Origin of the sequence: Agromyces sp. NPDC060279 (genome assembly GCF_042726785.1) — a bacterium.
Classification (GTDB): Bacteria; Actinomycetota; Actinomycetes; order Actinomycetales; family Microbacteriaceae; genus Agromyces.
This window is the reverse complement of sequence record NZ_JBHXBK010000001.1, coordinates 1,316,201-1,338,237: the sequence shown is the minus strand read 5'-3', so window position 1 is coordinate 1,338,237 and position 22,037 is coordinate 1,316,201. Positions and strand designations below refer to the sequence as shown.

The window sequence follows — 22,037 nt, the reverse complement described above, 5'->3', positions numbered from 1 at the left end:
AGTGGAGAGAAAAGAGGAGGGGGGAGCGCCCGGGCGAACCAACGAACCCCTCACCCACCCCCCCCCTCAACCCCCCGGCACCCTCACCCGTTCGGGACGTTCATGACCGGGCAGTCCGACTTCGCTCGTTCGAGATCATCGACGTACGCCCACGGGATCCAGGGGTCGTCGTCGTACGTGTCGCGGAACACCGCTTCGCTCGGCTGCTCGGGGACATCCCAGCCGTGCGCCGTCAGGCATTCGCCGATCTCCTGGTACCAGAGGTACGCCGTCGTGAACTCCGCATCGGTGAGGCCCGCGTCCACGTCGACGCCGGCTTCCGCCAGGCACGCGCTGTTGTCCGCTTCGAAGGCGGCCTCCTGCTCGGGCGGGTAGTTCGCCAGGATCGCGCCCTGCGCGTCGAGGGTGACGTCCCAGCCGCGGTCCTGGAGGCACGCGGTGCGGGCTTCCGCGACGTCGAGTCCGGTGAAGAGCGAGCTCGGATCGACCGGTGGGGGTTCGCTCGCGCTGCATCCCGCCAGTGCCGCCATGACGAGCGCGGCAGCGGCGACCGCCGCAGTTCGGGTGCTCACGCCTGGCAATACCGTGCGGCCTTGGTCACGTTGCCGCTGGCGGTGAGGCCGTACGCGTAGAAGTTCCCTGCGCCGGAGGTGAGCCACTTGTACCCCCACGGGGCGTAGGTCGACGACCTGCCGAGGTAGACGGTTCCGATGGCTCCGAGATTGTCCTTGCGGTTGAGCTGGAACTTCACATCGCCCCGAGCGGTTGCGCTCGTGCCGACCAGCAGCGCGGGCCAGGATCGGCATTCGATCACGCCCGTGACCGACTTCATGCCGACGGCGTGGGCCGGGCCGGGTGCGACCGCGGTGAACAGGAGTGCCGCGGCGGCCGACGCGGCAGCGGCCCCGAGCCGAGCGCGCCGCCACGGGGCGCCTCGCCGCTTCGACGTGAGGTGGGGTTCGGTCGCGGTGGCCTGAATCTGATTCTCCATGGTTCTCCTCGATTGGTTGGAGTCGTGGAACCATGTCTAGCGGAACAGTGGTGCAAAAACTAGAGGTCGAAACGCTGTAGATGGCGCGAGGCAAGAAGTTCTGTCGAACTGGCGTCATGATTCGGCCCCGCCGCCATCTCTCAAGTGGCGGCAGTGATGGCCGCCCGTCCTGACCCGACAGGACGCCCGGTCCGCGCCCGAACGCGAACCGGCGCTCGCACTGCGTGCGGACGTGCCCGGCACGTCCGCACGCAGGCGCGTGCTGCGCACGCGCTCCTTCAGTGCACCCTCCCGGCGGGTCGCCGATCGGTCGTCCCCGGACCGCTCGGCCGGACGCACCCGAAGGAAGGAATGCAGTCTTGTCGAGCCTCGTGCGTGCGGCCAACCCCGGCCGCCACCGCGGAGCGAGGACAGCCATCGCGGCTGTGCTCAGCCTCCTCCTCGCCGTCGCAGCGAACGTCTTCATCGCGGTGCCCGCCGCGACCGCCGCGACGGGCACCCCGATCTCCATCGACGACGTCCGATTCGAGACGTCCAAGATCCCCGACGGCAGCCGTCAGGAGCTCACCGTCGACTGGAGCGTGCCCGGCCAGGCAGTCAACCCGGTCGCCGTCGTCGTGGACCTGCCCGACGGGCTGCGCGGCTTCGCCGACCGCTTCCCGATGCTCGACCCCGACGGCCAGCCCGCCGGCGAGTGCGTCGTCGACGCCGAGCGGATCACGTGCACCGTCGATCCGGCGTACATCGAGGGTCACGAGCTCGAGATGCGCGGTTCGTTCACCTTCCTCGCCGACGTGTGGCTCGAGAACATCGAGACCGTCGAGCACGTCTTCGAGTTCGGCACGGTGCAGACGCCCGTGACCGTCGACCCGAACCCGAACCGCTGCACGGAGAACTGCGAGTGGGACGGCTGGAGCGCCTGGAAGAGCGGCTCGTACCAGAACCTCGAGGACACCATCAGCTGGTGGGTCGGCGTGCCCAGCGGTCCCGACGGCATCCCCGCCGGGCAGCGCGTCGCCGTCGAGGACGTGCTCGACCCGAGCGTCTTCGAGCTCGTCGGCGAGCCCCGCGTGCTCGAGGCCCGTTCGCTCTCCTACGACTCGCTCGGCCGCCAGTCGCCCCAGTTCGGCTGGAAGCCGGCCTCGGAGTACACCGTCTCGGGCGACGGACTGCGCGTCGAGTTCACCTCCGTCGCCGGCCTCGGCGCCGACGCCCCCGAGGGCCAGCAGGGCATCACCGGCTCGGTCTACGAGGTCGTCTGGACCGTGAAGGTGCTCGACCTCGGCAAGGCCAAGAACTACACGAACACCGCCAACTGGGAGATCGAGGGCGAGCGCAGCGGCACCACGACCGGCACCGCGACCCGCTACTCGGGCTCCGGCACCGTCGTCGGCACGAACTTCGGCAAGTTCCGGCTCACCAAGGAGCTCGCGGGCGACACCTCGCTCGCACCGGCCTTCACCGTGAACTACACGAGCGAACTCGATGGCGTCCTCACCGAGCAGATGCCGATCACGATCCACGCGGGCGAGTCGTTCCTGAGCGACGAGCTGTTCCGCGGCACGACGATCACGCTCGACGAGCTGAAGCCCGCCGAGCCCGCGAACGTCGACTGGGCGGACCCCGTGTTCGTGCTGCCCGACGGCACCCGCACCGACCGCGTCGAGCTCACCCTCGACGGCACGCAGGGCAAGCTCGGGCAGATCACCGACATCCGCCTCGAGAACACCGCGACCCTGCAGCGCGCCTCGCTCGGTGCCGCGAAGACCGTCGTGAACCCCGACGGCATGCGCCTCCCCGACGGCACGAGCTTCACACTGAACTACCGCTGGGGCGCGAACGCCGAGCTCGGCATCCCCGCCGGCGGCGGCGCGGTGCAGCTGCCGCTCGACGGCAGTCGCGTCGAGATCCCCGGGCTGCCGCTCGGGGCGGTCGTCGAGTTCTCCGAGTCGGCGCCCGCCGCCGTGCCCGGCGCCAGCTGGCAGGAGCCGGTCATCGAGCCCGCCCGGGTCACGGTGGGGGCGGACTCGGCCGACGTGGTGGTGCAGGTGACGAACACGCTCACCCGCGATCTCGGCTCCTTCGAGCTGCGGAAGCGCCTCGGCGGCGCCGGCTCCGGTCTCGTCGACGACCCGCGCTTCACGGTGCGGTGGTCGTACCCGGCCGACCCCGAGCGCGGCGTGTACGAGGCCGGCAGCGGCACGGTCGAGGTGACCGCCGGCGGCGAGCCGGTCGCCGTCGAAGGGCTGCCCGCCGGTGCCGTCGTCACCCTCGAGGAGCTGCTCGACCCCGTCGAGGGCGGCACCTGGCAGGAGCCCGTCTTCAGCCAGCGGACCTTCACCGTCGTGAAGGGCACCCGCATCTCGGTCGACCTCGACAACGAGCTCGCCCTGAACACCGGGGAGTTCTCGGTCGTGAAGCGGCTCGAGGGCAGCGGCGCGGGGCTCGTGCCGGCGACCGACGCGTTCACCGTGCGCTACGAGTATGACGCGGGCACCGGCTTCGGCGCGGGCTCCGGCGAGCTCGTCGTGCACGCCGACGGGCAGGCCGTCGCGAGCGGTCCGCTGCCCTACGGCGCCGTGCTGCGGCTCACCGAGCTGGAGCCCGCGCCGGTCGTCGGCGCCACCTGGACCGAGGCGCCCGTCTTCTCGCCCGGGACCGTCACGATCGGCGACGGTACGACCGTCGAGGTGAGCCTCACCAACACGATCGCGCGGGACGTCGGCTCGATCGAACTGCGCAAGCAGCTCGAGGGCACGGGCGCGCACCTCGTGGGCGCGGACCGCGAGTACCGCTTCACGTACGAGTACCCGGCGGGCGCGGCGTGGGACGCGGTCGGCCCGACCGAGTTCTCCGTGCCCGGCGACGGCAGCGCCGTCTCGATCGACGACCTCCCGGCCGGGGCGGTCGTGACGATCCGCGAGTTCGAGCCCGAGGCCGTCGAGGGCGGCAGCTGGGGCGCGCCCCGATTCTCGGAGTCGAACGTCGTGACGGTGGAGAAGGATGCCTCGGCCGAGGTGCTCGTCGTCAACACGCTCGAGCTGAACGCCGGCTCCTTCGCCGTGCGCAAGCAGGTCCAGGGCTCCGGCGCCGGCTTGCTGCCGGGCGACGCCGAGTTCACGGTGCGGTACAGCTACCCCGCCGGCCCGGGCTTCGAGGCGGGGTCCGGCGTGCTGACCGTCGCCGACGGGGGCGTCGCGACGAGCGACCCGATCCCGTTCGGCGCGCGCGTGAGCCTCAGCGAGGTGACCCCGGCGGCCGTCGACGGCGCCGAGTGGACGAGCGCCAGCTTCAGCGCCGACTCGATGGTGATCGGTGACGGCACGGTCGCGGAGATCGTGTTGACGAACACGCTCGAACGCACCGACGTCGAGGCGGATCTCGCCTCGACGGGCGTCGACGGGGTCGGCGCCGCGGTCCTCGGCGGCGGTCTCGCGGTGCTCCTTGGCCTCGCGCTCCTCGTCGGAGGCATCCTGCGCCGTCGCCGCAGCGCGTAAGCCGCTCGGCCGTGAACCCGAGTTGCCCGACTTTCATGAAAGTCGGGCAACTCGGGCCGGGGCGCCGGCGGTGAACGTTCGATGGATGCGGCGGGGCGCGGCTCGGAGCAGACTGCTCGTGGGCCCGCCAGCGACGGGCCCGATCGCGAACCGGAAGGACGCCCCATGAACCGCCTCTTCACCGCCGCCGTCGTCTACCTCGTGCTCGGGCTCGGTTCCGGGCTGTTCTACCGCGAGTTCACGAAGGCGAACGACTTCCTCGAGGGCGGCGCGACGCAGCTCTCAGTGGTGCACACGCACCTGCTGACGCTCGGCTTCCTCGCGATGCTCATCGTGCTCGCCCTCGAGAAGGCCTTCGCGCTGAGCGCCTCGCCGCTGTTCGGCTGGTTCTTCTGGGTCTACAACGCCGGGGTGCTGCTCACGAGCGCGATGATGGTCTGGCACGGTTCGCTGACCGTGCTCGGCCAGGAGTCGAACGCCGCGATCGCCGGCGTCGCGGGGCTCGGCCACATCGTCGTGACGGCGGGACTGGTGCTGCTCATGATGGCGCTGCGCAAGGGCATCGTCGCGGCGAAGGCCGCCGCCTCGGACAGCGCGGATGCCTCGCGCGCGGCATCCGTCTGAGGCATCCGCCTGAGGCATCCGCCTGAGGGAGACCGGCGATCTGAGGCGGCTCCGGGTCAGGAATAGGGCGATCCTCCGATGCCGGGCCCCTACCTCAGCGCCGAGGCTGAATGTCGACGAACAAGGAGTCGACATGCACATCTCGGAGACGGCATTCCCGCACCTCGTGGCCGCGGCGGACGAGCGGATGGCCCGTGAACTCGAACAGCGCCGGGTGGCCGCCGAGCGGCAAGCCGAGGCGCACGCCGAGCCGCAGCCCGTCGCCGGCGGGGCCGCTCGGCCGCGCCGTGGCTGGCTGCGGCGGCACTCCGCCCGCCACCCCCTGGGCGCATGACGTCAGTATTGGTGGGTGGCGGCGGCCCCGCACCCGCAGATACTGACGTCATGCCGGCTGGGGGACGGTCGGGCGAGGCCGGGGACAGACTGGGCCGGGCTCAGCCCAGCAGTTCCTCGACGCGGTTCGAGGTGGGCATGCGCAGGCCGTCGAGGGCGATCGCGATGACGTCGTCGGCGAGGCCGTCGGCGTTCTCGCGGCCACCGGGCCGGTACCACTCGACGATCGAGTTGATCATGCCGAACGCGAGCCGCGAGACGACGCTCGCGTCGATGTCGCTGCGCAGCGACCCCTCGCGCTGGGCCTCGGCGACGAGCGCCGTCACCCGCTTGTCGAAGTCGCGTCGACGGGCGAGGGCGCGCCGCTCGACCTCGGTGTTGCCGCGCACCCGCAGCAGCAGCGTCACCGAGGGCAGCTGCTCGACGAGCACATGCACGGCGCCGCGCAGCACCCGGTCGAGCCGGTCCGCGGCCCGGTCGGCCGTGGTCCCCTCGGCGAGTTCGGGGCGGGCCGCGTCGGCGACGACCGCCTCGAGTCCGCTGAGGGCGATGTCGAGCGCCTGCTCGAGGATCTCGTCCTTCGAGGCGAAGTGGTGGTAGATCGCCGACTTCGAGAGCCCGAGCCGTTCGGCGAGCACGCCCATCGAGGTGGCGTCGTAGCCGTACTCGTTGAACGCGGCGACGGCGACGTCGAGGATGCCCTGCCGGTCGTACCCCGGGCGCCCGCGACGCATGCTCTGATTCTCGGTCATCGGCATCAGTCTCTCACTCGCGTCGCCCGGTGCGTCTGCGCCACTTCGGCGTCCGCGCGCCAGCAGGGGTGGCGCGTGGCGGCGGAAGTGGCGCGCGCACGCGGACAGCGGCTTGGCGCGACCGGCGAAGGCGGGCGGACCGGATCAGCGTGCGTCGCCTCCCGCCGCTGGCCGTGGCGTCGCCGGGAGCAACCGCGCGAGCTCGGCCGCGAGCTCGAGCAGCCGGACGTCGTCGCCCGGGCGGGCGTCCAGTTCCAGGCCGATCGGCAGGCCCGCCTGATCGAGGCCGGCCGGCAGCGAGATGGCCGGCAGGCCGAGCACTCCCGCGAGGTTGGCGAAGCGCGTGTACGTGTCGAAGGTGCCGTGGACCTCCCCGCGGAGGATGATCGTGTCGTCCTCGCCGAGCTCGCGAGCAGTGATCGGAGCGGTCGGGAGCAGCACCGCGTCCAGCCGGGCGGCGTCGAGGTGCTTGACGAACTCCCGCCGCATCGTGTCGCGCTCGGCGAGTGCGTCGCGCGCGAGCTGCGGCGGGATCGGCTCTTCGACCGCCGCCCGCCAGATGCGCGCGACGTCGGGGCTGCCGATGCTGGCACCGAGCTCCTCCATCGTGACCGGCTCACCGGCTGCGCGGAGGTAGTGCTCGACCGCCGTGGGGAACTCGGCGAGGGCGATCACGAGCCCGAGGCGGGCGACCCGGTCGAAGGCGTCGCCGAGCTCGATCGGCACCACCTCGACCCCGTGCTCGGGGAGCCGGTCGATGACCTCGCGGTACCTCGCCGCCACGTCCGGGTCGAGGTGCAGTTCGTCGAGCTCGCTCGGCAGCCCGAAGCGGCGACCGTCGAGCGCCGACGGGGATGCTCTCACCGCGGAGGCGGATGCGGGCACTGCCGAGGTGCCGGCGGTCGCGGTCGCGTCGTCCGCGGCGAGGACCGCGTCGACCCGGCGGACGAGCTCGACCTCGCCCGCGAAGAGCCCGATGGTGTCGCGAGTGGGCGAGATCGGCAGGACCCCGCTCATCGGGTAGCGGCCCACGGTCGGCCGGAACCCGACGATCCCGCAGAGCGCGGCGGGGAGCCGTGCGGAGCCGCCGGTATCCGCCGCGAGCGCGAACGGCACGAGCCCGGCGGCGACGGCCGCCGCGCTGCCCCCGCTGCTGCCGCCGGCGATGCGGCTGGGGTCGTAGGGGTTGCGCACGGGGCCGTGCACGGCGTTGTTCGAGGTGATCCCGAAGGACAGCTCGTGCAGATTGGTCTTCGCGACGAGCATCGCCCCGGCTTCGCGCAGGCGGGTGACGACCGCGGCGTCCGCGGCCGCGGGATGACGCAGGAGCGCGGAGGTGCCGCCGGAGGTCGGCGCCCCTGCCACGTCGATGATGTCCTTCGCCGCGTAGCTGAGGCCGTGCAGCGGGCCGGACGGCGCATGGTCCAGCACGCCGGGGAGGCGCACGAACTCGTCGAGCCCGATGAAGGCGTTGAGCTCGTCGCGTGCGTGCGCGCGGCGTACGAACTCCTGGGCGGCCGCATCGTCAGCGGGCGGGTGTTCAGGCGTCTGCATGTCACGAGCCTGACGCATGCGGGTCCGTCAGGGATCGGTGGATTCGCCGATGCCACGGCGGGCCGCCGCGATCGCGCCCAATCGGCTCGATACGCCCCACTTGTCGAAGATGTGCCCGAGGTGGGTGCGCACGGTCCCGTAGGAGATGCGGAAGCGGGCGCACAGCTCGCGGTCGGTGGCGCCATCGACGAGCGCGAGGGCGATCTCCCGCTCGCGCGCGGTGAGGGGGGTCGCGAGCGCTTCGGGCAGCGCGGACGGCGGGTGCTGCGCGAGGGCAAGTCGTGCGCGGAACGCGGCGCCGACCAAGTCGAGCAGCACCCGTTCCTCATCGCCGAAGGGGGGCGCCGAACGGCCGCGCCACAGCCGGAGGTCGCCGAGCGTCGCGCCGCGGCGGATGGCGAAGAAGTTGATCCCGTGGTGCAGGCCGTCGGCCATGAGGAAGTCGGTGTAGAACTCGGTCCGCTCGAGGGTGCGCCGCTCGATCGTGCGGTCGACGATGGCTGCGCGCTGCCGATGGGCCATCACCGGGGTCACCGGGTCGTGGAATTGGTAGTACTGCTCGTACCGGCGGAGGTTCCCGTCAGACATGTTGACGGCCACGCGTGCGCGGTACGGCGCTGCTGCGGAGTCGCGCACGTAGGAGGCGAGATAGTCTGCGCCGAGCAGGCGCATGAGCGGCGACGCGAGGCGCCCGCGGAGCACGAGCTCGTCGCGCTCGTCATGGAGGACGTCGAGCACCTCGTCGAGCGCCCGCCTGGTCGATGCCGCGATCATCGTCCTCTCCGTCGCGGAAGTGGATTCCATACCCGTCCGCCCCGGGGCATCCGTGCTCAGCGCAGGTCGTAGACGCGCTGGTACTTGCCCTCGCTGCGGGGCAGTGCGCCCGGCTCCTCGAGCCGGACGGCCACGGTCGAGCCGATGTGCACCTTGATCCGTTCGGCGAGCACGACCGCGGCCGCCTCGCACGTCTCGACGGCGAGCGCGGGGTGTCGCTCGATGCGCACCGTGAGCGCGTCCATCCGCCCCTCCCGGCTGAGCTCGAGCACGAAGTGCGGCGTGAGCTGTTCGATGCCGAGCACGAGCTCCTCGATCTGCGTCGGGAACAGGTTCACCCCGCGCAGGATGATCATGTCGTCGTTGCGGCCGGTGATCTTCTCCATCCGCCGCATGCCGGGGCGCGCGGTGCCCGGCAGCAGCCGGGTGAGGTCGCGCGTGCGGTAGCGGATGACGGGGAACGCCTCTTTCGTGAGCGAGGTGAACACGAGCTCGCCGCGCTCGCCGTCGGGCAGCACCGCCCCCGTGTCGCCGTCGATGATCTCGGGCAGGAAGTGGTCCTCCCAGAGGTGCGGGCCGTCCTTCGTCTCCAGGCACTCGTTGCCGACGCCGGGCCCCATCACCTCGCTGAGCCCGTAGATGTCGAGGGCGTCGAGGCCGAGGCGCTGCTCGAGCTCGTGCCGCATCTCGTTCGTCCAGGGTTCGGCGCCGAGCACGGCGACCTTGAGCGAGGTCTCGCGCGGGTCGATGCCCTGCTCGGCCATGCAGTCGGCGATGGTGAGCAGGTAGCTCGGCGTGCAGAGGATGGCGTCGGGCTCGAAGTCCATGATGAGCTGCACCTGGCGCGCGGTCTGCCCGCCCGACATCGGGATGACGGTCGCGCCGAGCGCCTCGATGCCGGCGTGCGCGCCGAGCCCGCCCGTGAACAGGCCGTAGCCGTAGGCGTTGTGCACCTTCATGCCCGGGCGGATGCCGCTCGCCCGCAGCGAGCGGGCGACGAGCGAGCCCCAGCGCTCGAGGTCGCCCTTCGTGTAGCCGACGACGGTGGGCCGCCCCGTGGTGCCGCTGGAGGCGTGGACGCGGGCGACCTCGGCCATCGGCACCGCGAACATGCCGAAGGGGTAGGTCTCGCGCAGATCGGCCTTCGTGGTGAACGGCAGGCGGGCGACGTCGGCGAGCGTGCGGATGTCGCGCGGGTGCACGCCGGCTTCGTCGAACTTGCGCGTGTAGAGCGGCACCCGCTCGTACGCGTGCGCGACGGTGCGCTGCAGGCGTTCGAGCTGCAGGGCCTCGATGCCCGCGCGGTCGAGCCGCTCCTCGGGGTCGAGCTCGGCTGCGGCGGGGGCGTGCAGCCCGGAGACGGAGGCGGGGCGGGGGATGGTCGTCGTCGACACTGATGGCTCCTGGAGGTGGACGGGGCTGAGAACGCCGGGCTCAGAACGTGCGGTTGGTGGAGATGGATCGGCCGCGGAACTCGGCGACCGCCTCGCCGTGCTCGTCGACGACGGAGACGTCGTAGAGGCCGGTGCGGCCCGAGCGGGTGCGGCGCACGGCGGTCGCGGTCAGCGTCTGGCCGGGCACGGTGGACTTCAGGAAGGCGATGTCGGCGCCGGCTGCGACGGTGACCCGCTCGTCCTCGTTGCAGGAGATCGCGAAGGCCGTGTCGGCGAGGGCGAACACGATGCCGCCGTGCGTGATGCCGAAGCCGTTCGTCATCTCCTCGCGCACGACCATGCTGACGACGGCGTGGCCGGGGTCGTCGCGCTCGACGACGAGGCCGAGCCAGGCGGCGGCGCGATCGCGTTGCATCATCTCGCGGTTGAGCGCGGGCTCGGTCGCGGCATCCGTCATCTGGCACTCCTCGTCGAGTTCAGCACGCCGTTGCTGCGGCGTCTGGATCGACTATATACTAACTGAACGATCGGTTGGTAATATCGGATGCCACGAGCCCCCGCGCTCGTCACGGCCACCCGCACCCGGCCGCCCGCAGAGACACAGGAGTCGACGATGACCGCACCAGCAGAGCTGCGCCGAGCGAGCGATCCGGCCGAGCCCACGGCCGACGAGCTCGCCGGCCAGGCCGCCTTCGACGAGCTCATCGCCGCCGACTCCCGCATCGAGCCGCGGGACTGGATGCCCGAGGCGTACCGCAAGACCCTCATCCGCCAGATCAGCCAGCACGCGCACTCCGAGATCATCGGCATGCAGCCCGAGTCGAACTGGATCAGCCGGGCGCCGAGCCTCAAGCGCAAGGCCATCCTGATGGCCAAGGTGCAGGACGAAGCAGGCCACGGCCTCTACCTCTACTCCGCCGCGCAGACCCTCGGCATCGGCCGCGAGGAGATGATGCGCCAGCTCATCGAGGGCCGCGCCCGCTACTCCTCGATCTTCAACTACCCGACGCCCACCTGGGCCGACATGGGCGCCATCGGCTGGCTCGTCGACGGCGCCGCGATCTGCAACCAGGTGCCGCTCTGCCGCGCCTCCTACGGCCCGTACGGCCGGGCGATGGTGCGCATCTGCAAAGAGGAGTCGTTCCACCAGCGGCAGGGCTTCGAGATCCTGCTCGAGCTCATGCAGGGCACCGAGGCGCAGCGGCGGATGGCGCAGGACGCCGTGAACCGCTGGTACTGGCCGAGCCTCATGATGTTCGGGCCGCCCGACGACGAATCGCCGAACTCGGCCCAGTCGATGGCGTGGAACATCAAGCGCTTCTCCAACGACGAGCTGCGCCAGCGCTTCGTCGGCATGCTCGTACCGCAGGCCGAGGTGCTCGGCGTCACCCTGCCCGACCCGAAGCTGGCGTGGAACGAGGAGCGCCAGGCCTACGACATGAGCGAAATCGACTGGACCGAGTTCCACGAGGTGCTCGCCGGTCGCGGCCCGGCGAACGCCGAGCGGCTGCGCCGCCGCCGCGAGGCGCACGAGGCGGGCGCGTGGGTGCGCGAGGCCGCGGCCGAGTACGCGCGCAAGCAGGCGGACCGCGCCGCCGAGCTCGCCGGGGCGGTGGCGTGATGTCGACGCCGGGCGCTTCGACGGGCTCAGCGGACCAGCCGGGCGCTTCGACGGGCTCAGCGGACCAGGCCCGTGAGTGGCCGCTCTGGGAGGTCTTCGTCCGTGCCGGCCGCGGGCTCAGTCACGTGCACGTCGGCTCGCTGCACGCCCCCGACGCCGAGCTCGCCGTGCGCAATGCGCGCGACCTCTACACCCGCCGCGGCGAGGGCGTCTCGATCTGGGTCGTTCCCGCCGACGCCGTCACCACGAGCGACCCCGATGCGAAGGGCGCCTTCTTCGAGAGCCCCGCGGGCAAGAACTACCGGCACGCCGTCTACTACACGAAGAGCGAGGGGGTGAAGCACCTGTGAGCCACCCGACGCCCGACACGCACGGCGAGGTCTCGGTCGACCGGCTCGCGCTCGCCGAGGAGCTCGCCGGCACCGGCTCGGCGTCCGGGCCCGGCGACGACGCTCGCATCGCGCCGCCCGAGACCGCCGAGTACGCGCTCCGCCTCGGCGACGACGCCCTCGTGCTCGCGCAGCGGCTCGGCGACTGGATCACCCGCGCCCCCGAGCTCGAGGAGGACGTCGCGCTCGGCAACATCGCGCTCGACCTGATCGGGCACGCCCGCTCGCTGCTGCACTACGCGGGCACGGCGACGGGCCGCAGCGAGGACGACCTCGCCTACTGGCGCGACGAGCCCGAGTGGCGCAACGCCTGGCTGTTCGAGCAGCCGAACGGCGACTTCGCGTGCACGATCGCGAGGCAGCTGCTCGCCTCGTGCTACTGGTTCGAGCTCTACACGGCGCTCTCGGCATCCACCGATCCGACCCTCGCCGCCGTCGGCGCGAAGGCCGTCAAGGAAGTCGACTACCACCGCGACCACGCCGCGCAGTGGACGCTGCGGCTCGCGGGCGGCACCGAGGAGTCGCGCCGCCGCATGATCCAGGGCGTCGCCGACGTCTGGCCGTACCTCGACGAGCTGTTCGAGGACGACGAGCTCGTCACCCGGCTCGCCGCCGACGGCGTCGCCGTGCTGCCCTCCTCGCTGCGGGCCGGCGCGGAGGCGGCGATCGCCCAGGTCTTCGCCGAGGCGGAGCTCGAGCCGCCCGCCGGGCGCACCGCGTTCACCGCCTCGGGCGGCGGCCGCCGGGGCAAGCACACCGAGCAGCTCGGCCCGCTCCTCGCCGAGCTGCAGGTGCTCGCCCGCCAGCACCCGGGGGCGTCGTGGTGACCGCCGCTCGGGCCGTCCCCCACCACCTCGACTTGCCCGACTTTCATGAAAGTCGGGCAAGTCGAGATGGGGGCGAGGCCGTCGCGCGGCCGGTGCCGAGCGACCCGGCGGCGCGCCGGGCGTGGGACGTCGCCGCGACCGTCACCGACCCCGAGATCCCGGTGCTCACGATCGAGGACCTCGGCGTGCTGCGCTCGGTGGAGCTCGCCGCCGACGGCGCAGTCGAGGTGCGGCTCACCCCCACCTACAGCGGATGCCCCGCACTCGACGCGATGCGCGACGACGTGCTGCTCGCGCTCACCGCGGCGGGCTACGCCGAGGTGCGCGTCGAGCTCGTGCTCGCCCCCGCCTGGACCACCGACTGGATGAGCGACGCCGGCCGGGAGAAGCTGCGCCGCTACGGCATCCAGGCCCCCTCCGGCCGCGCCGCCGCGCGCGACGCCGGACCGGTGCGGCTCGCCCTCGCCGTGAAGTGCCCCCGCTGCGACTCGCTGCACACCCGCGAGCTCGCCCGCTTCGGCTCGACCTCGTGCAAGGCGCTCTACGAGTGCCTGGACTGCCTCGAGCCCTTCGACTACTTCAAGGTGCTCTGATGGCCGCGCGCAACCTCGGATCGACGACCCAGGCGACCGGCGCCACGATGGCGCCCGGCCAGGACCTCGCGACCGCGTCGGCGCTGCTGCGCTCGGCCGTCGGCGGCGAGGCGCCGGCGAAGCGTCCGCGCGCCCGCTTCCACCGCCTCACGGTCGCCGAGGTGCGCCGGCTCACGGCGGATGCCGTCGAGGTGACCTTCGCGGTGCCCGCCGAGCTCGCCGCCGAGTACGACTACCTCCCCGGTCAGTACGTCGCGCTGCGCAAGGAGCTCGACGGCTACGAGCGCCGCCGCAGCTACTCGCTGTGCCGCGCGCCGGAGCCCGCGGCCGACGGGGGCGGCACCAGCATCTCGGTGGCGATCAAGCGCGACCTCGGCGGCGTCTTCTCGAGCTGGGCGACCACCGAGCTCGCGGTGGGCGACGAGCTCGACGTGATGAGCCCGCAGGGCACCTTCACCTCGACGCTCGCGGAGCTCGACGGCAAGCACGTCGTCGGCATCGCCGCGGGCAGCGGCATCACCCCGCTGATGGCGCTCGCGCACGCGGTGCTCGCCCGCTCGGCCGATGCGACGTTCGAGCTCGTCTACACGAACCGCTCGACGCTCGACGTGATGTTCCTGGAGGAGCTCGCCGAGCTGAAGGACCGCTACCCGGCGCGCCTCGCGCTGCACCACGTGCTCTCCCGCGAGCAGCGCACCGCGCCGCTGCTCTCGGGCCGCATCGACGCGGAGAAGCTCGACGCGATGCTCGAGCACCTGATCCGGCCGGAGACGGTCGACGAGTGGTTCCTCTGCGGGCCCCTCGAGCTCGTGCAGCTCGCACGGGACGCGCTCGAGGCGAGGGGCGTGCCGGCGGCGCGCGTGCGCTACGAGCTGTTCACGACCGACGCCGACCGCGGGGCGGAGCCGCGCAGCGGACGCCCCGTCGAGATCGTCGCGGGCGAGCAGACGATCACGATCGAGTTCACCCTCGACGGGCAGTCGTCGACGGTCGAGAGCCCGGTCGCCGCGAACGAGAGCATCCTGAACGCGGCGCTGCGGGTGCGGCCGGACGTGCCGTTCGCGTGCGCCGGCGGCGTCTGCGGCACGTGCCGTGCGCGGGTCGTCGACGGCAGCGTGCAGATGACCGAGAACTACGCGCTCGAGCCGGAGGAGCTGGAGCGCGGCTACGTGCTCACCTGCCAGTCGCACGTGAAGGGCGAGCGGGTGACGGTGGACTATGACGTGTGAGCCGGCCGGTCCGGCCGGGGCGTGAGGGGGGACGGATGATCCGCTTCGAGGTCGACGGCGGGGTGGCCGAGCTCGTGCTCGACGCCCCCGACAAGCTCAACGCCCTCGACGAGGCCGCGCTCGGCGAGCTCGCCGCGGCGCTCACGGAGGCCGAGCGGCTCGCCGACGCCGGCGAGCTGCGCGCACTCGTGCTGCGCGGCGAGGGCCGGGCCTTCTGCGCGGGGCGCGACATCTCGCGCGTCGACCCCCGCGAGGACGACGTCGAGGGCTACCTCGGCGGGCTCGTGGAGCCGCTGCTGCAGCGCCTCGCCGGGCTGCCCGTGCCGACGTTCGCGGTCGCGCACGGCGCGTGCCTCGGCGTCGGGCTCGGGCTTCTCGTCGCGAGCGACATCGTCTACGTCGCCGACACCGCGAAGATCGGCTCGCCGTTCGCCGCACTCGGCGCGACGCTCGACTCGGGCGGGCACGCCCTGTTCTTCGAACGGCTCGGCGCGCACCGCACCATGGACCTGATCGTCACGGGCCGGCTCATGACGGGGGAGGAGGCGGTCGCCGCCGGGCTCTTCTCACGGGTGTTCCCGGCCGAGGAGGTGCTGGGTGCGACCCGCGAGGCCGCTCGCGCCGCGGCATCCGGGGCGACCCTCGCCTTCGCCGCCTCGAAGCGGCTCGTCGCCGCCCTCCGCGACGAGCGGCTCGGGCTCTGGGCCTCGATGTCGGAGGAGAACCGGGCGCAGGCGGCGCTCTGCGATACGGCCGACTACCGGGAGGGCTTCGCGGCGTTCCAGCAGAAGCGCCGCCCGGAGTTCACCGGCCGCGCCTGAGCGGCGCTTCGCGCCCTCCCCGCACCCCCGCAACTCCGCAACTCCGCAGCCCCGCAAACTCCGCGAGAGGGTCGCTTTGCGACATCCGTGCGTAAAGCAACCGGCGGGGATGTCGGAAAACGACCCCCTCGGCTTCTGCGCGTGGTTCGCGAGCGGGAGCGGCGTCGTGCGGCTCGGCGGGTCAGCCGGCCGCGCGGGCGGCGACGGATGCCTCGAGCTCGGCGGCGACCGCCGAGACCCGCTCCCCGGCGAGGGCCGGGTAGCAGACGCCCTCGACGCGGTCCACGGCGGCCGGCCACGCCGCGCCGAACACGGCGGCGCCGTGCGCGGCGCCGAGCAGGGCGCCCACGAAGGCGGGCACGCTGTCGGACTCCCGCGCGAACAGGGTCGCGTTCGCGAGCGCCTGCTCGGGCCGCTCGCCGTCGACGCGCAGCAGCAGGAAGGCGATCGGCAGCGTCTCGGGCGCGGTGCCGGGCTGGCTGTAGCGGCGCGGGTTCAGCTCGGCGAGGAGGCGCGGCAGCTCCAGGAGCACGGATGCCGGGGTGAGCCGGGAGGCGGCACGGAAGCCCTCGGCGAGCCAGGAGTCGTCGGGCACGAGCGCCTCGGCGTCGTCGAGCGCCTGCGCGATCGGCGCGCCGACGGCGAGCGCCGAGACCGCGGAGGCCATGCAGGCCGAGGCCCACACCCCGTCGCGGGCGTGCGTGATCGAGGCCCACTCCGTGGCGGCCTCGGCCGCGGCGGCCGGGTCGCCCGCGTGGAACAGGCCCCACACGACGCCGGCGGCGACGGCGCTGTCCGAGGCGTCCGCGGGGCCGTCGTTGCCGGTCACCGGGGGGACGAGCCCGCGCTCGGCGTTGATGATGGCCGAGCGCTCGGCGATGCCGGTCCAGACGTCGTCGCCCGCGGTCAGCCGGCGCCACTCGGCGAAGCGGCCCGCCGAGGCATCCGCGGCTTCGGCCGTCGTGAGCGCGACGCGCGCCGCGAGCACGGCGGTCTCCGTGTCGTCGGTGGGCGCGAGCCTGGCACCGTCGAACGTCGTCGCGTCGAAGGGCAGCAGGGGCTTGGCGACCCGGGCCTCGTCGAGCTCGGCCGAGCCCGCCCAGAGCCGGCCGCGCACCCACGGCGAGCGCACGGCGCGGTGGTAGTCGGCGGCGAGCCCGACGGCGTCGCCGACGGCGAGTCCGAGGAGGGCGCCGTGGATGCGGTCTGCGCGGTCAGCCGACACTGGAGGTCCTTTCGTCAGCAGGGGCGGCAGCGGCGGGGGAGCGCTCGAAGAGCCCGTCGGCGAGCTCGAGCAGCTCGGTGCCCGCGGTCGCGAGGATGCAGCGGCCGTGCACGCGCACGACCTGCTCGCGCCACTCGGCGGGCATCGCCTCGAAGCCGCACATCGCGCCGGCCAGCGCGCCGTTCATGGCGGCGATCGTGTCCGAGTCGCGGCCGATGTTCACGGAGGCGATGACGGCGTCGACGAAGTCGCCCTTCGCCGCCTCGTAGAGCCCCATCGCGAGGGCGAGCGCCTCCGGGGCGGCGTCGGCCCAGGGGTAGTGGAAGAGCGAGATCTCGCGGTAGAGCTCGGGGGCGGCATCCTCGGCCCGGTCGTAGCGGGCGCCGATGGCGAGCGCGCGGGCGACGAGGCGTCCGGTCCACGAGTCGGCGGGCAGCGCCGCGACGACGGCGTCGACGACCTCGTGGTGCGAGTCGGCGACGAGCGCGGTGGCGACGCCGGCGGCGACGGCCTCGGCGGCGTAGACGCCGTCGACGGCGTGGCTGACGCTCGCGTCGATGCGGGCGAGGCGGCGCGCCTCGGCGGGGTCGCCGGCGGCGAGGATGCCGATGGGTGCGACGCGCATGGCGGCGCCGTCGCTCCACCGCTCGTAGTTGCGCAGGCCCGTGGCCGGCGGCCGGAGGCCCGCGGCGAGGTTCGCGATCGCGACCATCTCGCTGAAGCCGGCGCCGGCGAAGCCGCCCTGCTGCTCGGCGACGGCGGCGGTCCAGGTGGCGGCGACGTCGTCGGCGGTGAGCTCGAAGCCGTGCGCGAGGAGCGACTGGGCGGTGAGCACCGCGTACTCGGTGTCGTCGGTGCCGGCGGCGTCGGGCAGGAGCCCGGTGACCCGGCCGAAGCGCCGGGCGATCTCCTCGATGGTCATGCCCTCGGTGGGCGCGCCCATGGCATCGCCGATGGCGAGACCGATGAGCGCTCCGCGAGCTCGATCGCGGCTCATCCGTTTCCACATCGTTTTGCGTGCATGCTGGCCACTATAGGCGACCGGCTCGCGCTGTCCAGTCCCGGATTTCTCGGGCGCATTGACAAGCTGACGAAGATGACGGATGCTTGCTCTCGTCAAATACGCAAAACGTTATGCGGGCAGGGAGGTCGGCACGTGACGCAGAAGTCCGGCATCGCCGCGGTCGCCGAGACCGCCGGGGTCAGCGTGTCCACCGTCTCGCAGGTGCTGAGCGGCAACCGCCCCGTGAGCGAGGCGACGCGCGCCAAGGTGAACGCCGCGATCGCCGAGCTCGGCTACACGCCGCATCCGGGCGCGCGCAGCCTCCGCAGCCGCCGCACCGAGTCGATCGCCCTGCTCGTGCCCGACATCACGAACCCCTTCTACCCGCTCGTCGCCGTCGGCATGCAGGACGTGCTGCTGCCCGCCGGCTACCTGCTCTCCATCCTCGACGCCGGCAGCCAGTCGGGCACCGGGCGCCTGCTCGGCCACGTGCTCGAGCGCCGCTTCGACGGCATCGCGCTGCACATCGACGGGCTGTCCGACGCCGACCGGGCGCGGCTCGCCGAATCGGGCACCCGGGTCGTCGCCCTCGGCCGCGACATCGGCATCGAGGGCAGCGATTACGTCGAGTCCGACGACGCCGGCGGCTTCGCGAAGCTCGGCGCGCACCTGCTCGGCACCGGCCGCCGCCGCATCGGCTTCATCGGCGGCGAGGAGGAGTCCGACCCCTCGCGCCTGCGCCTCGGCGGCCTCCGCCAGGCGTTCGCCGGCGCCGGGCTCGACTACGACGACGCGGCGACCGTGTTCACGAGCTTCACCCGCGACGGCGGCCGCGACGGCATCGCCGCGCTCTACGAACGCCGCACCGACTGGGATGCGATCGTCTGCGCGAACGACCTCATCGCGATCGGCGCGATGGACGAACTGCGCCGGCGCGGCCTCAGCATTCCCGCCGACGTCGCCGTCACCGGCTACGACGACATCGACGCCGCCGCGCTCGTGCACCCCAGTCTCACCACCGTGGAGAACCCCGCCCGCGAGATCGGCCGCACCGCCGCCCGACTCCTGCTCACCCGGCTCGCCGGCGACGGCGACGAGGCCCCGACGCAGCACATCACGCTGTCGACGCGGCTCGTCGTGCGCGACTCCACGACCTCCCCCATCCCCCAGGAAAGGTAAGCAATGCACCAGAAGTCGAAGCGTTGGGGCGCCGCAGTGGCCCTCATCGCCGCCGGCGGCCTCCTCGCCGGCTGCGCCTCGTCCGGCTCGTCCGGCGACGTCACCTACTGGTCGGCCTTCGTCTCGAAGGACACCGAGCGCTACTACCAGGAGCACTACGTCGACGCGTTCAACGAGCAGTCCGACGACGCCAAGGTGAAGATGGAGGTGAAGCAGCTGCAGAACCTGGGCTCGCTCACCGACACCGCCGTCTCCGCCGGTCGCGGCGCCGACGTCGTCTACTCGGCCGGTCCCTCGAGCGCCCTCGGCTTCGCCTCGGCGAAGCGCATCGACGCGCTCGACGACTACGCCGCCGAGTACGGCTGGGCCGACAAGCTCCAGCCCTGGGCCTACCAGGCGAGCCAGGTCGACGGCACCCTCTACTCGGTGCCGGTCGAGTACGGCTCGATCGTCATGTACTACAACCCCGGCGTCTTCGAGGAGCACGGCTGGACCGTGCCGACCACGCTCGCCGAGTTCGAGAAGGTCGCCACTGAGGCGCAGGCCGCCGGCATGATGCCGGTCGGTGCGGGCAACAGCGGCTACCAGGCGCAGAGCGAGTGGTACCTCTCGGCATTCCTGAACATGGCCGTCGGGCCCGAGAAGCTCTACCAGGCGCTCACCGGCGAGGCGAAGTTCACCGACCCCGAGTTCGTCGACGCGATCTCGCTGTTCCAGCAGCAGATCGACAAGAAGTGGTGGGGCGGCGGCAAGGACCGCTGGTTCACCAACACCGACACCGACCTGTTCACCGGCCTCGCCGACGGCACCGTGGCGATGTACATCACCGGCACCTGGTCGTTCGGCGACGCGGGCCGCTACTTCGGCGAGGCGGCCGGCAACGACGCCGAGTGGGACTGGGCGCCGCTGCCGTCGCTGAGCGACGACGTCGCCCCCGGCGTCTACCCCATGGCGATCGGCACCTCGCTCTCGGTGAACGCCGCGTCGAAGCAGGCGGATGCCGCGGCCGAGTACATCGACTTCGTGATCGACGACCCGGCGCGCTCCTACGACTACCTCGCCGCGACCGGCCAGAACCCGCCGCCGCTCAGCGACCTCGCGTCGATGCCCGACACCGTCGACGAGCGCTCCGCCCGGCTCTACACCGAGGCGCCCGAGAGCGGGAACCTCGGCTACGCGAGCTGGACGTTCTTCCCCGCCGCGACCGACACCTACCTGTGGTCGGAGTTCGACAAGATCATCACGGGCGACCTCACCCCGCAGGCGTACCTCGAGGGTCTGCAGAAGGTCTTCGACGGCGAGCTCGCCGCCGGCAAGGTGATCACGCCCTTCGAGCCGGTTCCGGGCGCGTGACCTCGACGACCGCCAGGATCGGGGCGGGGCCGGCCGTGCGCCGGCCCCGCCACCGGCGTCGCCTCGTGGCGTGGCTCTTCATCGCGCCGCTCGCGATCGTCAATCTGCTCGTGATCGGCGGTCCGGGGTTCTCGTCGCTGCTGTTCTCCTTCACCGACTGGGACGGCCTCGGCCAGGCCAACTTCGTCGGCATCGACAACTACGTCGAACTGTTCCAGAGCCCGAACGTGCTGGCCGCGATCTGGCACAACCTGCTCTGGACGCTCTTCTTCCTGATCGTGCCGATCAGCATGGCCCTGCTCGGGGCGTTCCTGCTCTCGCGGCTCCGCCGCGGCCAGGTGCTGTTCCGCACGCTGTACTTCATCCCGTACGTGCTCGCGACGATCGTGTCGGCCACGGTCTGGCGGCAGATCCTCAGCCCGGATGCCGGCATCGGCGCCGCGCTCGCGAACCTCGGCTTCGACGGCCTCGCCGGCGTGAACTTCCTCGGCGACCCGAGCCTCGCGCTCGGCTCCGTCGCGTTCGTCAACAACTGGCAGTGGTGGGGCTTCCTGCTCGTGCTGTTCCTCGCCGCGATGCAGGGGGTCAACCCGGCGCTCTACGAGGCGGCCCGGCTCGACGGCGCGAACGCGTGGCGGGAGTTCTGGCACATCACGCTGCCCGGCATCCGGCCCACCCTGATGTTCCTCGTGCTGATGACCGTGATCTGGTCGTTCCTCGTCTTCGACTACGTCTACATCCTGACCCAGGGCGGCCCGGCCGGCTCGAGCGACGTGCTCGCGACCGTGCTCTACCGCACGGCGTTCTCGGAGCAGCGCGCGGGCTACGCCTCGGCGATGGCCATGCTGCTCTCCTCGATCAGCGCGGTCGTCGTCGCCGGCTACCTCATCCTCCGCAAGAAGCTCGATTGGGACGTGTGATCCGCGTGCAGACCGACACCCTCACCGCCCCCGCCGCTTCGCGGCGTGCAGCTCGCGCCGCCGCCCGACCCCCGCGCCGCGCCGGCTTCCGCCCGGACCACCGCCCCCGACGGCCGTTCAGCGTGCTCATCCTCGTGGTGCTCGCGTTCTACGCGACCGGCCCGCTCGCCGTGTTCGTCTTCAACTCGCTGAAGTCGCCCGCCGAGATCAGCCGTTCGCCGATCGGCCTGCCGAGCGAATGGCGGTGGGAGAACTTCGCCACCGCCTTCGAGGACGCGAACATGGGCCAGGGGCTCCTGAACAGCGCGATCATCGCGGTCAGCACGGCGCTCGGCGTCTGCGTGATCGCGAGCATGGCGGCGTACGCGATGACCCGGCTCGACCTGCCCGGCAAGGGCGCCTGGATCCTCTACATCCTGGTGTCCACCTCGGTGCCGATCCAGCTGTTCCTCGTGCCGCTGCTGTCCTGGTGGTCGACGCTCGGGCTCTGCAACACGCAGTTCGGGCTCATCGTCATCTATTGGGCGGTGTACTCGCCGTTCGCGACGATGCTGCTGCGCTCGTTCCTGCTGACCATCCCGAAGGAGTACGAGGAGGCGGCCCGCCTCGACGGCGCCGGCGAGTGGCGCCTGTTCACGCGGGTGATGGTGCCGATGATCTGGCCGGGCATGCTGACCGTCGCGCTCGTCGCCGGGCTGCAGGCGTACAACGAGTTCCTGCTCGCGGTGACGTTCATCCAGGACAGCCAGCTGCTGCCGGTGTCGCTCTCGCTGTACTCGTTCCAGCAGTCGTACGCCGTGGACTGGTCGCTCGTGAGCGCGGCGGGGCTCATCATGGCCGCGCCGGTGATCGTGGTGTTCCTGCTGTTGCAGCGCCGCTTCATCGAGGGCTACACGCAGGGCGGTCTCGCGAACTAGCGGGCGCCCCGCTCGCGCGGGCGATCGGTGCGGGCCGGCGC

General features: G+C 72.3%; 22 protein-coding genes. 13 read left to right on the top strand and 9 right to left on the bottom strand.

All coding sequences use genetic code 11. The features are described 5' to 3' along the window. Positions 1-83: 83 nt before the first annotated feature. Both ACFWE1_RS06310 and ACFWE1_RS06305 read right to left on the bottom strand, forming a co-directional pair. Positions 84-572 (bottom strand): hypothetical protein, encoded by a 489-nt coding sequence (locus ACFWE1_RS06310; protein WP_376932619.1) that lies wholly within the window; start codon positions 570-572, stop codon positions 84-86. Next, a complete protein-coding gene (locus tag ACFWE1_RS06305) occupies positions 569-991 on the bottom strand; it encodes a hypothetical protein (RefSeq protein ID WP_376932618.1) in 423 nt (140 codons plus the stop codon). The genes ACFWE1_RS06310 and ACFWE1_RS06305 overlap by 4 nt, the downstream gene beginning before the upstream one ends. 425 nt (positions 992-1,416) lie before the next feature. On the opposite strand from ACFWE1_RS06305, the gene ACFWE1_RS06300 reads away from it, so the two are divergent. The 3 genes from ACFWE1_RS06300 (at position 1,417) to ACFWE1_RS06290 (ending at position 5,446) form a co-directional block, all read left to right on the top strand. Further along, positions 1,417-4,488: a DUF5979 domain-containing protein gene (locus tag ACFWE1_RS06300; protein ID WP_376932617.1), complete on the top strand. Its 3,072-nt coding sequence runs from the start codon at positions 1,417-1,419 to the stop codon at positions 4,486-4,488. Between the two features lie 165 nt (positions 4,489-4,653). After that, positions 4,654-5,112: a DUF2871 domain-containing protein gene (locus tag ACFWE1_RS06295; protein ID WP_376932616.1), complete on the top strand. Its 459-nt coding sequence runs from the start codon at positions 4,654-4,656 to the stop codon at positions 5,110-5,112. 133 nt (positions 5,113-5,245) lie between these two features. Then, positions 5,246-5,446, top strand: a complete 201-nt coding sequence (locus ACFWE1_RS06290) for a hypothetical protein (RefSeq protein WP_376932615.1) — start codon at positions 5,246-5,248, stop codon at positions 5,444-5,446. A 100-nt stretch (positions 5,447-5,546) separates the two neighbouring features. Here the strand turns inward: ACFWE1_RS06290 and ACFWE1_RS06285 are convergent, their stop codons facing one another. From ACFWE1_RS06285 to paaI, 5 genes are all read right to left on the bottom strand, one after another. Continuing rightward, a complete protein-coding gene (locus ACFWE1_RS06285) occupies positions 5,547-6,197 on the bottom strand; it encodes a TetR/AcrR family transcriptional regulator (RefSeq protein ID WP_376932614.1) in 651 nt (216 codons plus the stop codon). A 144-nt stretch (positions 6,198-6,341) separates the two neighbouring features. Continuing rightward, the gene (locus ACFWE1_RS06280) at positions 6,342-7,751 is read right to left on the bottom strand and encodes an amidase family protein (RefSeq protein ID WP_376932613.1); all 1,410 of its coding nucleotides are present in this window, start codon (positions 7,749-7,751) and stop codon (positions 6,342-6,344) included. Between the two features lie 27 nt (positions 7,752-7,778). Next, the gene (locus ACFWE1_RS06275; RefSeq protein WP_376932612.1) at positions 7,779-8,525 is read right to left on the bottom strand and encodes a response regulator transcription factor; all 747 of its coding nucleotides are present in this window, start codon (positions 8,523-8,525) and stop codon (positions 7,779-7,781) included. A 56-nt stretch (positions 8,526-8,581) separates the two neighbouring features. After that, the gene (gene paaK / locus ACFWE1_RS06270; protein WP_376932611.1) at positions 8,582-9,919 is read right to left on the bottom strand and encodes a phenylacetate--CoA ligase PaaK; all 1,338 of its coding nucleotides are present in this window, start codon (positions 9,917-9,919) and stop codon (positions 8,582-8,584) included. 40 nt (positions 9,920-9,959) lie between these two features. After that, complete coding sequence (gene paaI, locus ACFWE1_RS06265) at positions 9,960-10,376, bottom strand: hydroxyphenylacetyl-CoA thioesterase PaaI (protein ID WP_376932610.1); 417 nt, start codon at positions 10,374-10,376, stop codon at positions 9,960-9,962. A 156-nt stretch (positions 10,377-10,532) separates the two neighbouring features. On the opposite strand from paaI, the gene paaA reads away from it, so the two are divergent. The 6 genes from paaA (at position 10,533) to ACFWE1_RS06235 (ending at position 15,399) form a co-directional block, all read left to right on the top strand. Then, positions 10,533-11,540 carry a 1,2-phenylacetyl-CoA epoxidase subunit PaaA gene (paaA, locus tag ACFWE1_RS06260; protein WP_376932609.1) on the top strand — a complete coding sequence of 336 codons (1,008 nt, stop codon included), beginning with the start codon at positions 10,533-10,535 and terminating at the stop codon, positions 11,538-11,540. Beyond that, positions 11,540-11,890: a 1,2-phenylacetyl-CoA epoxidase subunit PaaB gene (paaB, locus tag ACFWE1_RS06255; RefSeq protein WP_376932608.1), complete on the top strand. Its 351-nt coding sequence runs from the start codon at positions 11,540-11,542 to the stop codon at positions 11,888-11,890. Before paaA ends, paaB begins: the two co-directional genes overlap by 1 nt. Then, the gene (gene paaC, locus ACFWE1_RS06250; RefSeq protein ID WP_376932607.1) at positions 11,887-12,756 is read left to right on the top strand and encodes a 1,2-phenylacetyl-CoA epoxidase subunit PaaC; all 870 of its coding nucleotides are present in this window, start codon (positions 11,887-11,889) and stop codon (positions 12,754-12,756) included. The genes paaB and paaC overlap by 4 nt, the downstream gene beginning before the upstream one ends. A gap of 92 nt (positions 12,757-12,848) precedes the next feature. Beyond that, positions 12,849-13,349 (top strand): 1,2-phenylacetyl-CoA epoxidase subunit PaaD, encoded by a 501-nt coding sequence (gene paaD, locus ACFWE1_RS06245; protein WP_376932606.1) that lies wholly within the window; start codon positions 12,849-12,851, stop codon positions 13,347-13,349. 47 nt (positions 13,350-13,396) lie between these two features. Beyond that, the gene (gene paaE, locus ACFWE1_RS06240; RefSeq protein WP_376933074.1) at positions 13,397-14,578 is read left to right on the top strand and encodes a 1,2-phenylacetyl-CoA epoxidase subunit PaaE; all 1,182 of its coding nucleotides are present in this window, start codon (positions 13,397-13,399) and stop codon (positions 14,576-14,578) included. Positions 14,579-14,613: 35 nt separating this feature from the next. Continuing rightward, entirely contained in the window at positions 14,614-15,399 is a 786-nt protein-coding gene (locus ACFWE1_RS06235; RefSeq protein ID WP_376932605.1) for an enoyl-CoA hydratase/isomerase family protein, read from the top strand. Between the two features lie 181 nt (positions 15,400-15,580). On the opposite strand, the gene ACFWE1_RS06230 is transcribed toward ACFWE1_RS06235, so the two are convergent. Both ACFWE1_RS06230 and ACFWE1_RS06225 read right to left on the bottom strand, forming a co-directional pair. After that, a complete protein-coding gene (locus tag ACFWE1_RS06230) occupies positions 15,581-16,624 on the bottom strand; it encodes an ADP-ribosylglycohydrolase family protein (protein WP_376932604.1) in 1,044 nt (347 codons plus the stop codon). Next, positions 16,614-17,621, bottom strand: coding sequence for an ADP-ribosylglycohydrolase family protein (locus ACFWE1_RS06225; RefSeq protein ID WP_376932603.1), 1,008 nt, complete (start codon positions 17,619-17,621; stop codon positions 16,614-16,616). The genes ACFWE1_RS06230 and ACFWE1_RS06225 overlap by 11 nt, the downstream gene beginning before the upstream one ends. Positions 17,622-17,780: 159 nt before the next feature. Between ACFWE1_RS06225 and ACFWE1_RS06220 the strand changes: the two genes are divergently transcribed. From ACFWE1_RS06220 to ACFWE1_RS06205, 4 genes are read left to right on the top strand one after another with little or no spacing between them, the layout of a single operon-like run. Next, entirely contained in the window at positions 17,781-18,806 is a 1,026-nt protein-coding gene (locus tag ACFWE1_RS06220; RefSeq protein ID WP_376932602.1) for a LacI family DNA-binding transcriptional regulator, read from the top strand. 3 nt (positions 18,807-18,809) lie between these two features. Beyond that, positions 18,810-20,159 (top strand): ABC transporter substrate-binding protein, encoded by a 1,350-nt coding sequence (locus ACFWE1_RS06215; RefSeq protein ID WP_376932601.1) that lies wholly within the window; start codon positions 18,810-18,812, stop codon positions 20,157-20,159. Continuing rightward, positions 20,156-21,079 (top strand): carbohydrate ABC transporter permease, encoded by a 924-nt coding sequence (locus tag ACFWE1_RS06210; protein WP_376932600.1) that lies wholly within the window; start codon positions 20,156-20,158, stop codon positions 21,077-21,079. The genes ACFWE1_RS06215 and ACFWE1_RS06210 overlap by 4 nt, the downstream gene beginning before the upstream one ends. Continuing rightward, positions 21,076-21,996 carry a carbohydrate ABC transporter permease gene (locus ACFWE1_RS06205; protein ID WP_376932599.1) on the top strand — a complete coding sequence of 307 codons (921 nt, stop codon included), beginning with the start codon at positions 21,076-21,078 and terminating at the stop codon, positions 21,994-21,996. The genes ACFWE1_RS06210 and ACFWE1_RS06205 overlap by 4 nt, the downstream gene beginning before the upstream one ends. Positions 21,997-22,037: the final 41 nt, after the last annotated feature.

Bases quoted from the DNA above. Each gene is read 5' to 3' on its own strand.
- ACFWE1_RS06305 (WP_376932618.1), bottom strand. From the start codon at position 991: ATGGAGAATCAGATTCAGGCCACCGCGACCGAACCCCACCTCACGTCG.
- ACFWE1_RS06295 (WP_376932616.1), top strand. From the start codon at position 4,654: ATGAACCGCCTCTTCACCGCCGCCGTCGTCTACCTCGTGCTCGGGCTC.
- ACFWE1_RS06290 (WP_376932615.1), top strand. From the start codon at position 5,246: ATGCACATCTCGGAGACGGCATTCCCGCACCTCGTGGCCGCGGCGGAC.
- ACFWE1_RS06285 (WP_376932614.1), bottom strand. From the start codon at position 6,197: ATGACCGAGAATCAGAGCATGCGTCGCGGGCGCCCGGGGTACGACCGG.
- ACFWE1_RS06280 (WP_376932613.1), bottom strand. From the start codon at position 7,751: ATGCAGACGCCTGAACACCCGCCCGCTGACGATGCGGCCGCCCAGGAG.
- ACFWE1_RS06275 (WP_376932612.1), bottom strand. From the start codon at position 8,525: ATGATCGCGGCATCGACCAGGCGGGCGCTCGACGAGGTGCTCGACGTC.
- paaI (WP_376932610.1), bottom strand. From the start codon at position 10,376: ATGACGGATGCCGCGACCGAGCCCGCGCTCAACCGCGAGATGATGCAA.
- paaA (WP_376932609.1), top strand. From the start codon at position 10,533: ATGACCGCACCAGCAGAGCTGCGCCGAGCGAGCGATCCGGCCGAGCCC.
- paaB (WP_376932608.1), top strand. From the start codon at position 11,540: ATGTCGACGCCGGGCGCTTCGACGGGCTCAGCGGACCAGCCGGGCGCT.
- paaE (WP_376933074.1), top strand. From the start codon at position 13,397: ATGGCGCCCGGCCAGGACCTCGCGACCGCGTCGGCGCTGCTGCGCTCG.
- ACFWE1_RS06235 (WP_376932605.1), top strand. From the start codon at position 14,614: ATGATCCGCTTCGAGGTCGACGGCGGGGTGGCCGAGCTCGTGCTCGAC.
- ACFWE1_RS06225 (WP_376932603.1), bottom strand. From the start codon at position 17,621: ATGAGCCGCGATCGAGCTCGCGGAGCGCTCATCGGTCTCGCCATCGGC.
- ACFWE1_RS06215 (WP_376932601.1), top strand. From the start codon at position 18,810: ATGCACCAGAAGTCGAAGCGTTGGGGCGCCGCAGTGGCCCTCATCGCC.